Consider the following 8,862-nt stretch of genomic DNA (forward strand, 5'->3'; position numbering starts at 1 on the left):
GACCCTCACGTCCCCCGCCCCCCCGCACCCCTCCCGGAACACCAGCTTCGTGACCCCCCCCCCGCCCCCAAACGACTCCGCCCCCCCCCCCTGGGCCCCCGGGGGGCCGCACCCGCCACCGTTCCCGCCCCCCTGCACGTGGATGAGAGGACTCTCATCGGACCGTGCGACCGTAGGCTTCGCGCACACGGAACGAGAGGGACGGGCATGGCAGCTGGCGAGGCCGACGGCCGGGTGCTGGTGGTGGACGACGACGACACCATCCGCCGCTCGCTGGAGCGCGGGCTGCGCCTCAGCGGCTTCAGCGTGGTTCGGCCGGCGGCGGCCGGGCCGCGCTGGAGCTGATCGCGGCCGAGCCGCCGGACGTGCTGGTGCTGGACGTCTCGATGCCCGACCTCACCGGCACCGAGGTCTGCCGCCGGCTGCGCGAGCAGGGCAGCGACGTCCCGGTGCTGATGCTCTCCGCACTGGACGAGCTGGCCGACCGGGTGGCCGGGCTGCAGGCCGGGGCCGACGACTACCTGGTCAAGCCGTTCGCGCTGCAGGAGCTGGAGCTGCGGCTGCGGGCGCTGCTGCGCCGCCGCCCGCCGGCGGTGCCGGACGACGCCCTGCGGGTGGGCCCGCTGCGGATCGATCCGGCCACCCGCGAGGTGGAGCGGGACGGCGAGCCGGTCCGGCTGACCCGCCGCGAGTTCGAGCTGCTGGAGCACCTGGCGCGCAACGCCGGCCTGGTGCTGACCCGGGACCAGTTGCTGGACCGGGTCTGGGGCTACGACTTCGACGTGCGCACCGACGCCGTGGACACCTTCATCAGCTACCTGCGGCGCAAGCTGGAGGACGGCGGCCGGGAGCGGCTGATCCACACCGTGCGCGGCGTGGGCTTCGTGCTGCGGGTCCCGGGGGGTCCGCGATGAGGCTCGCCACCCGGATCGCGCTCTGGGCCGCGGTCGTGGTGCCGCTGCTGGTGGTCGGCGCGGGCGCGCTGCTGCTCGGGCTGGTCTCCCACGACCTGCGGGCCGCCCAGGACACCAAGCTGCGCGAGCGGGCGCAGGCCGTGCTGCCCAACGCCCGCACCCTGCTGAACGCCGACCGCCAGGGCCGCACCCAGGTCGAGCAGAACCAGCACCGCAAGCTGCTGGACGCCGCGCTGGACGTGGGCGTGCTCGTCGAGGACGGGACCGGCGCCACGGTCAGCACCGGCGGACCACTGCCCGCCACCACCGCGCTCCCGGCGCCGGGTGCCGCCGCGCTGCCGACCACGGTGCACTCCGACGGCCGCAACTGGCGGGTGCTGGCCGCCCCGATCACCGGCGCCAACCCGGGCACGCTCTGGGTCGCCGCCCCCGCCTCCGCGGCCAACCCGCAGGTGGACGCGGTGCGCAACCGGATCGTCCTGGTGGCCGGGCTCGCCGCACCGGTCTCCGGCCTGCTCGCCTACGGACTGGCCCGCCGGGCCACCGCGCCGCTCAGCCGGCTCGGCCGCCGGGCCGCCGCGCTCGACCCGCGGGCCGGGGCCGCCGGGTTCGGGCACCGGCGCAGCGGGGTGGGCGAGGTGGACGAGCTGGCCGCCGCGCTGGAGAGCGCGCTGGCCCGCTACGACGAGCAGGCGGCCCGCACGGCGCAGGCGCTGGAGACGGCGCGCTCCTTCTCCGCCGCCGCCTCGCACGAGCTGCGCACCCCGCTGATGGGCCTGCAGACCAACCTGGACGTGCTGGCCGCCCACCCCGACCTGCCGGCCGCGGACCGCGCCGAGATCCTCGCCGACCTGCGCGCCGACCACCGCCGGATGCTGGACCTGCTCACCGCGCTGCGCACCCTGGCCCGTGGCGACCTGGTGGCGGAGGAGGCGTTCGGCCCGGTCGACCTGGCCGAGCCGGTGCACGCGGCGGCGGCCGAACTGCGCCGCCGGCAGCCGGACCTGACGGTCGCGGTGGCCGTGGACGCGGAGGCCCGGGTCTTCGGCTGGGCGGCCGGCCTGCGGATCATGTGCGACAACCTGCTGCTCAACGCCGCGGTGCACGGCCACCGGCCCGGCGAACCGGCGCGGATCGCGGTCCGGCTGCGGCGCGAGGGCGCACAAGCGGTGCTGACCGTGGACGACGCGGGGCCGGGCATCCCGGTGACCGAACGGTCGGCCGTCTTCGACCGCTTCCACCGCCGCCAGGGCAGCCCCGGCTCGGGCCTGGGCCTGACCCTGGTCGCCCAGCAGGTCGCCCTGCACCGGGGCACCATCGCGATCACCGACCCGCCCACCGGCACCGGCTGCCGCTTCGAGCTCCACCTCCCCCTGGTGGACCCGCAGGCCCCCACCCTGCCCCTCCCGAGCCGCCCGGACTGGTTCACCCCGCACGAGTAGCGCCCGTCGGCGAATCCGGTGACCGGCTCACAAGGAATCCACAAAGAGGGTCCCTACCGTCCTGCTCAGCCGGGCGGTACGGACCGTCCGGGGAAGACCTGAGTGGAGGACCACGTCATGCTCTCCAACCGCAAGCTCGGCGCCGGGTTGGGCGCTGTGGTGCTGGGCGGCACGCTGCTCGTGGCGGCGGCCCCGGCGCAGGCGGCCTCGCCGACCCCGAAGACCCTGCCGACCCCGACCAGCGACGGCGCGAAGGGCATCTGCAAGCGCGTGCCCAAGCTGCAGGACCGGATCGACAAGGCCCTGGACCGGCTCAACGGCCCGGTCACCGAGGCCGGTTCGATCTCCCGCCTGCAGCAGCGGACCGACCTGGCCAAGCAGCAGGGCCACACCGAGATCTACACCTACCTGAACGACCGGCTGACCTTCCGCAAGTCGCTGGTGCCGACCCTGACGACCCGTCAGAGCGACCTCAAGTCGGTCGCCACCTGGTGCACCTCGCAGGGCCTGGGCGGCGACGCCAAGTGAAGCGCGCACTCGCCCTCGCCGCCGCGGCCCTGGTCGCGTCGGTGACCCTGACCGCCTGCGGCGGCGGCGCCTCGGGCGGCTCGCACCAGCCCGCCGACCCGGCCGGCGCCTCCCAGCAGGCCGACATGCAGCAGAAGGTCGACTCCGCCGAGAGCGCCGCCGCCGCGGCCGAGTCGGACGCGGCTCAGAACAACTGAACAACCCCTCGAACGTCCAGGTGGATCAGAGCTGGATCGAGCCGTTGATGGTGATGTCACGGCCTTGGATCAGCGTCCCCACCTGGACGTTTTCGTGGACCACGTTCTGCGGCCCGCCCTCCTCGGAGGGCGGTGCCGCTTCCTGCGCCTCCGCCGCGACTGCGACGACGGGCTGCTGCTGACGACGCTTCCAGAAAGCCATCGAATCCCCCCGTGGGCTCAGAAGTTGACCGAACCGTTGATGGTCTGCGCCTGGACTGTCCTCTCCGAATTCCCGGAGATCGTGTTGGTCACCGTGCTGAAACGCTGGTCCGTCTGCACCACCTGCCCGTACTGCCCCAGCCAGCTGGCCAGCTCCGCCGCCAGTTCCGGGTCCGCGTCGTGGCGCGCCAGCACGGTGCCGGTCAGCACGCTCACCTCGGCCGGGTTGGTCGGGTCCACCTCCGCGAGCTCGGCCCCGGGCTTGGCCCGCGTGTAGGCGCGCTTCGCCAGCGCCACCAGTGACTCCCAGGCCTGCTTGCCGACGGCCGTGCCGGCCGCCCCGGCGGCCGCGCTGACCGCCTCCGTCACGGTCTTCACAGCGTCGATGTCCACAGCGGTTCCCCCCAGTTCGGGCCGGTTCGACTACACCTACCACCCTAGCGTCGGCATGCCTCGCTTGACGGGCCGACGGCCGATCGACCAGTATCGCGACCATGGAGCTCGGCACCTACCTGGTCTGCCGCCTGCACGTCGATCTGCGACGCCAGGCGAGCGACATGTGTGCCCGCTGACCGCTCCCTGACCGGCCGCTGATCGGCCGTCGTCCCCCGTCACCGCCTCCGGTGCCCCGCCGCCTCCCGCGGCCCCCGCCTTCCCAGCCGTCTGCTCGGCGATCTGTCGACGTGTCGATACGCCCATCCGTCGACAGGTCCACCCGTGCACCCAGGACCCGAGGACCACCATGCCCGTGCCTCCCCAGACACCCGTGTCCCCCGACCCCGTCGCCCCCGCCTCCCCCGTCGCCACCGTCGCCACCGTCGCCACCGCCACCGTCTCCGCCACGGCCACCGCCGCCCAGCCCCCTACTCCCCTGTCCCCCGCCGCCCTGCGCGCGATCGTCGCCGAGCTGGCCGAGCGTCCCGAGGAGTGGATCGGCAAGGTCAGGCTGGCCACCGAGGACCGCTGGTACGAGCGGATCGGCCTGGCCGACGACCACGAGGTCTGGCTGATCAGCTGGCTGCCCGGCCACGCCACCGGCTTCCACGACCACGGCGGCTCGCGCGGCGCGTTCGCGGTGGCGCTGGGCGAGTTGGAGGAGCTCTCGCTGGGTGGTGAGCACGGCGCACTGCACAGCCGCCGGCTCACCGCGGGCAGCGTGCGCGCCTTCGGCCCGGAGTTCCTGCACGACGTGCGCAACACCGGCACCGGCCCGGCCGTCTCGCTGCACGCCTACTCCCCGCCGCTGAGCGAGATCGCCCGCTACGAACTGCGGGCCTCGGGCCTGCGCCCGACCGCGGTCGAGGGGGCGGAGCAGTGGTGACCACCGTGGACCAGCTGGTCGAGCGGGCCCGGGCGGGCGTGCACCGCCCGGGGCCGCAGGAGGCGTACACGGCCTGGCAGCGCGGCGAGGCCTTCCTGGTCGACATCCGCCCGGCCGCGCAGCGCGCCCGCGAGGGGCAGATCCCGGATGCAGTGGTCCTCGAGCGCAATGTGCTGGAGTGGCGCCTGGATCCGACGGGGAGCCACCGGATTCCGCAGGCCACCGGGTACGACCTGCCCGTGGTCGTGGTCTGCTCCGAGGGCTACGCCTCCAGCCTGGCCGCGGCGACCCTGCGGGAGCTGGGCCTGCACCGGGCCACCGACCTGGACGGCGGCTTCGTCGCCTGGGCGGCGGCGGGCCTGCCGACGGTCCCGGGCGGGGACTGAACCCCCGCACCGGACACCCGCCGCACACCGACCGCACGACAACCGCACCGCACCTCACAACACCTCACTGCACCGCACCTCACCCCCACCTGAACCCCCGTTCGACCCGCGTGTCAGATGCGTCACTCATGCTGGTTCGGGGTTTCCCTAGGACCAGTCAGGGGCAGGCAGCCACGGGTGTCCGCCCTGACACCGCCTCAGTCCCCGGACCGAGGCCCGCACTCGGACCGAGACCGACCCCGGCCCGAGACCGACCCCGCACCACCGCACGCCCCGGTGCCCCGGCACCCCTGCGCAGGAAGCCCACGTGATCAGATTCGACGGCGCCGGCAAGCGCCACCCCGACGGCACCCTCGCCGTCGAGGGGCTCGACCTCACCGTCCCCGAGGGCCGGACCACCGTGCTGGTGGGCCCCTCCGGCTGCGGCAAGACCACCATCCTGCGCATGGTCAACCGGATGGTCGAACCGACCAGCGGCCGGGTGCTGCTGGACGGCACCGACGTGGCCCGGCTGGAGCCGGCCAAGCTGCGCCGCGGCATCGGCTACGTGATCCAGCAGGCCGGGCTCTTCCCGCACCGCCGGGTGCTGGACAACATCGCCACCGTCCCGTACCTGCTGGGCTGGGACCGCAAGCGGGCGCGGGCCCGGGCGATGGAGCTGCTGGAGCTGGTCGGCCTGGCGCCGGAGACCGCCAAGCGCTACCCGTTCCAGCTGTCCGGCGGCCAGCAGCAGCGGGTCGGCGTGGCCCGGGCGCGGGCCGCCGACCCGCCGCTGCTGCTGATGGACGAGCCGTTCAGCGCGGTCGACCCGGTGGTCCGGGCCGGCCTGCAGGAGGAGCTGCTGCGGCTGCAGGCGGAGTTGAACAAGACGGTGCTCTTCGTCACCCACGACATCGAGGAGGCGGTTCGGCTCGGCGACCAGATCGTGGTGCTGCGCGAGCACGGCCGGATCGGCCAGGTCGCCGACCCGGCCACCCTGCTGGCGGCCCCGGCCGACGAGCAGGTGGCCCAGTTCCTCGGCCGGGACCGCGGGCTGCGCGGCCTGGGCCTGCGCCCGGCGGCGGACATCGCGCTGCTGCCGGCCGGAGCGCCGCACCGGGGCTGGACCCTGACGGTGGACCGGGACGGCCGCCCGACCGGCTGGACCGGCCCGGGGGAGACGGTCCGTCAGGTGACGGTCTACCACCCCGGCGTGGACACCCTGCGCACCGCGCTGGACAGCGCCGTCCTCTCCCCCGCCCGCGCCGCGGTCGCGGTGGATGCGTCGGGGCGGGCGCTGGGCCTCGCCCCGCGCGAGGCGGTGCTGGACGCGCTGGACGCGGTCGGCCCGCAGGCGGTGGCATCGGTCCCCGTGACGGACGCGGTGCCCCCGGACGCCCCGACGCATCCCGCGACGCCCGTCACCCCGACGCATCCCGCGACGCCCGTCACCCCGACGGACCCCGTACCCCCGATCGCCCCGACGGACCCCGCGGCCCCCGTCGCCGCGACCGGCGACGACATAGCGGCGGGGGGCACCCGTGGGCGATGAGCCACTGGTCCGGTGGCACTGGCTGGCCACCCACACCTCCTACCTGCGCGGGCTGCTGCTCGACCACGCCGTGATCGCGCTGCTCCCGGTGCTGATCGCGCTGGTCGCCGCGCTGCCGCTCGGCCTGCTCTGCGCCCGCTTCCCGCGGCTCTACCAGCCGGTCGCCGCGGTCTTCAACGTCGTCTACGCGCTGCCGGCGCTGGCGGTCTTCGTGGTGCTGATCCCGTACACCGGGCTGGCCACCCAGGCCACCGTGATGCTCCCGCTGACCTGTTACGCGCTGGCGGTGCTGCTGCCCACCACGGTGGACGGGCTGCGCGCGGTGCCCGAGCCGGTGCGCCAGGCGGCCACCGCGCTGGGGTACGGCCCGTGGCGGCGCCTCGCCGCGGTGGAGCTGCCGGCCGCGGTGCCCTACCTGGTGGCGGGGCTGCGGGTGGCGGCGGTCTCCAGCATCTCGCTGGCCAGCGTCGGCGCGCTGGTCGGGCGCGGCGGGCTGGGCTACCTCTTCATCGACGGGTTCCAGCGCGCCTTCCCGACCCCGATCATCGCCGGCATCGTGCTCACCGCGGCGCTGGCGCTGGCCACCGACGCGGTGCTGCTGCTGGCCCGCCGGGTGCTGGCGCCCTGGGCCCGGCGCGAGGCGGTGGTGGGCCGGTGAACTGGTTCTCCTGGCTGGGCACCTTCTTCTCCTCGCCGGACCGCCAGCACGGTCCGGACTCGGTGCTGAACCGGATCGGCGAGCACCTGCTGCTCTCCGGCGAGGCACTCGCCCTGGCCGCGCTGCTGGCGGTCCCGCTGGGGCTGCTGCTCGGCTACACCGGCCGGGCGGCCGGCCTGGTCACCGCGCTGACCGGGACCGCCCGGGCGCTGCCGACGCTGGGCCTGGTCACCCTCGCGGTGCTGGTGGCCGGGGTGGGCGACACGGCGGTGCTGGTGCCGCTGGTGGCCCTGGCCGCGCCGGTGCTGCTGGTGGCCGCCTGCGAGGGGGTGCGCTCCACCGACCCGGACCTGCGGGACGCCGCCCGCGGCATCGGCCTGACCCACCGCCAGGTGCTCTGGCAGGTCTGCGTCCCGTGGTCGCTGCCCGCGCTGCTGGCCGGCCTGCGCACCGCCGCGGTCCAGGTGATCGCCACCGCCACGGTGGCCGCCTACGTGGGCCTGGGCGGGCTCGGCCGCTACGTGGTGGACGGCCTGGCCACCCGCGACTTCCCGCAGACCTTCGGCGGGGCGCTGCTCGTGGTGGTGCTGGCGGTGGCCACCCAACTCCTGTTCGCGCTGCTCAACCGCTTCGCGCTGCCCGCCGGGCTGCGCCGGCCGCGCGGCTGACCCGAGTTTCCTCCTGATCACGTTCCACGAAAGGACGTTCGCCATGTCCCTGCGCACGCGCGCGCTGACCGGGGTGCTGCTCGCCGCGGCCGTCACGGTCTCCCTGACCGCCTGCTCCAGCTCGTCCAAGGACCCGCTGTCCGGCGCCCCGGCGGGCGGGTCGTCCGCGGCCGGGTCGCCGGCGGCGGGCGGCGGCACCGTGGTGGTCGGCTCGGCCAACTACCCGGAGAACGTACTGCTGGCCTCGATCTACTCGCAGGCGCTGCAGGCCAAGGGCGTCAAGGTGACCGAGAAGTTCAACATCGGCAGCCGCGAGCTGCTCTACGGGCAGATCAAGGACGGCAGCCTGACCGTGCTGCCCGAGTACAACGGGGCGCTGCTGCAGTACCTGGACGCCAAGTCCACGGCCGTCACCACGGCGGACGTGAACGCGGCGCTGGCCAAGGAGCTGCCGGCGAGCCTGGGGATCCTGACCTCCTCGCCCGCCGAGGACAAGGACTCGCTGACGGTCTCCAAGGACACGGCGGCCAAGTACAACCTCAAGACGATCGCCGACCTGTCCGCCCAGGCGGGCCAGTTCAGCATCGGTGGCCCGGCCGAGTTCAAGTCGCGCCGGGAGCAGCAGTTCAAGGACGTCTACGGGCTGACCTTCAAGGAGTGGAAGCCGACCGCGGACACCACCGCGAACGCGCTCAAGGACGGCACCATCCAGGTCGGCAACGTCTTCACCACCGACCCCAAGCTGGTCTCCTACAACCTGGTGGCGCTGGACGACCCGAAGAACGTCTTCGGTGTGCAGAACGTCACTCCGCTGGTCAACAAGGCCGGGGTCAGCCCGACCGCGACGGCCGCGCTGGACGCGGTCTCGGCCAAGCTCGACACCGCGGGCCTGACCGCCCTGATGAAGCGGGTGGCCGTCGACAAGGACGACCCGTCCACCGTGGCCAAGGACTGGGTCAAGGCCAACGGCCTGGGCTGACCCGGCAGGAGCCCCGTGACACCGCGCCCCGCCGAGC

The 8,862-nt window shown here is 74.6% G+C and carries 11 protein-coding genes and 1 pseudogene; 10 read left to right on the forward strand and 2 right to left on the reverse strand.

The window, feature by feature from the left end; genetic code table 11:
• The first annotated feature begins 207 nt into the window (after positions 1-207).
• The 4 genes and pseudogenes from ACFW1A_RS34535 to ACFW1A_RS34550 all read left to right on the forward strand — a co-directional run bounded on the left by ACFW1A_RS34535 (position 208) and on the right by ACFW1A_RS34550 (position 3,081).
• Positions 208-914: pseudogene (locus ACFW1A_RS34535) on the forward strand (response regulator transcription factor).
• The gene (locus ACFW1A_RS34540) at positions 911-2,356 is read left to right on the forward strand and encodes a sensor histidine kinase (protein ID WP_380416214.1); all 1,446 of its coding nucleotides are present in this window, start codon (positions 911-913) and stop codon (positions 2,354-2,356) included. Before ACFW1A_RS34535 ends, ACFW1A_RS34540 begins: the two are co-directional and overlap by 4 nt.
• Before the next feature lie 102 nt (positions 2,357-2,458).
• Positions 2,459-2,884, forward strand: a complete 426-nt coding sequence (locus ACFW1A_RS34545) for a hypothetical protein (protein WP_380416217.1) — start codon at positions 2,459-2,461, stop codon at positions 2,882-2,884.
• Positions 2,881-3,081 (forward strand): hypothetical protein, encoded by a 201-nt coding sequence (locus ACFW1A_RS34550; protein ID WP_380416220.1) that lies wholly within the window; start codon positions 2,881-2,883, stop codon positions 3,079-3,081. The genes ACFW1A_RS34545 and ACFW1A_RS34550 overlap by 4 nt, the downstream gene beginning before the upstream one ends.
• 25 nt (positions 3,082-3,106) lie before the next feature.
• Here ACFW1A_RS34550 and ACFW1A_RS34555 read toward each other — a convergent pair whose 3' ends face one another.
• Complete coding sequence (locus tag ACFW1A_RS34555) at positions 3,107-3,283, reverse strand: hypothetical protein (RefSeq protein WP_380416226.1); 177 nt, start codon at positions 3,281-3,283, stop codon at positions 3,107-3,109.
• Between the two features lie 17 nt (positions 3,284-3,300).
• Positions 3,301-3,675 carry a hypothetical protein gene (locus ACFW1A_RS34560; RefSeq protein WP_380416228.1) on the reverse strand — a complete coding sequence of 125 codons (375 nt, stop codon included), beginning with the start codon at positions 3,673-3,675 and terminating at the stop codon, positions 3,301-3,303.
• A 373-nt stretch (positions 3,676-4,048) separates the two neighbouring features.
• Here ACFW1A_RS34560 and ACFW1A_RS34565 point away from each other — a divergent pair, with 373 nt between their 5' ends.
• The 6 genes from ACFW1A_RS34565 to ACFW1A_RS34590 all read left to right on the forward strand — a co-directional run bounded on the left by ACFW1A_RS34565 (position 4,049) and on the right by ACFW1A_RS34590 (position 8,825).
• On the forward strand, positions 4,049-4,603 hold the full coding sequence (locus tag ACFW1A_RS34565) for a cysteine dioxygenase (protein WP_380416231.1): 555 nt from the start codon (positions 4,049-4,051) through the stop codon (positions 4,601-4,603).
• A complete protein-coding gene (locus ACFW1A_RS34570) occupies positions 4,597-4,989 on the forward strand; it encodes a rhodanese-like domain-containing protein (protein ID WP_380416234.1) in 393 nt (130 codons plus the stop codon). Before ACFW1A_RS34565 ends, ACFW1A_RS34570 begins: the two co-directional genes overlap by 7 nt.
• A gap of 307 nt (positions 4,990-5,296) precedes the next feature.
• Complete coding sequence (locus tag ACFW1A_RS34575) at positions 5,297-6,520, forward strand: ATP-binding cassette domain-containing protein (RefSeq protein ID WP_380416236.1); 1,224 nt, start codon at positions 5,297-5,299, stop codon at positions 6,518-6,520.
• Entirely contained in the window at positions 6,510-7,178 is a 669-nt protein-coding gene (locus ACFW1A_RS34580) for an ABC transporter permease (protein ID WP_380416240.1), read from the forward strand. Before ACFW1A_RS34575 ends, ACFW1A_RS34580 begins: the two co-directional genes overlap by 11 nt.
• Entirely contained in the window at positions 7,175-7,846 is a 672-nt protein-coding gene (locus ACFW1A_RS34585; RefSeq protein ID WP_380416243.1) for an ABC transporter permease, read from the forward strand. Before ACFW1A_RS34580 ends, ACFW1A_RS34585 begins: the two co-directional genes overlap by 4 nt.
• 43 nt (positions 7,847-7,889) lie before the next feature.
• Positions 7,890-8,825: an ABC transporter substrate-binding protein gene (locus tag ACFW1A_RS34590; RefSeq protein WP_380416245.1), complete on the forward strand. Its 936-nt coding sequence runs from the start codon at positions 7,890-7,892 to the stop codon at positions 8,823-8,825.
• The last annotated feature ends 37 nt before the right edge of the window (positions 8,826-8,862 follow it).

Origin of the sequence: Kitasatospora sp. NPDC058965, from assembly GCF_042741245.1 — a bacterium.
GTDB lineage: Bacteria > Actinomycetota > Actinomycetes > Streptomycetales > Streptomycetaceae > Kitasatospora.

Excerpts from the sequence above, each read along its gene's own strand:
- ACFW1A_RS34540 (WP_380416214.1), top strand. The coding sequence starts at position 911 with ATGAGGCTCGCCACCCGGATCGCGCTCTGGGCCGCGGTCGTGGTGCCG.
- ACFW1A_RS34555 (WP_380416226.1), bottom strand. The coding sequence starts at position 3,283 with ATGGCTTTCTGGAAGCGTCGTCAGCAGCAGCCCGTCGTCGCAGTCGCG.
- ACFW1A_RS34590 (WP_380416245.1), top strand. The coding sequence starts at position 7,890 with ATGTCCCTGCGCACGCGCGCGCTGACCGGGGTGCTGCTCGCCGCGGCC.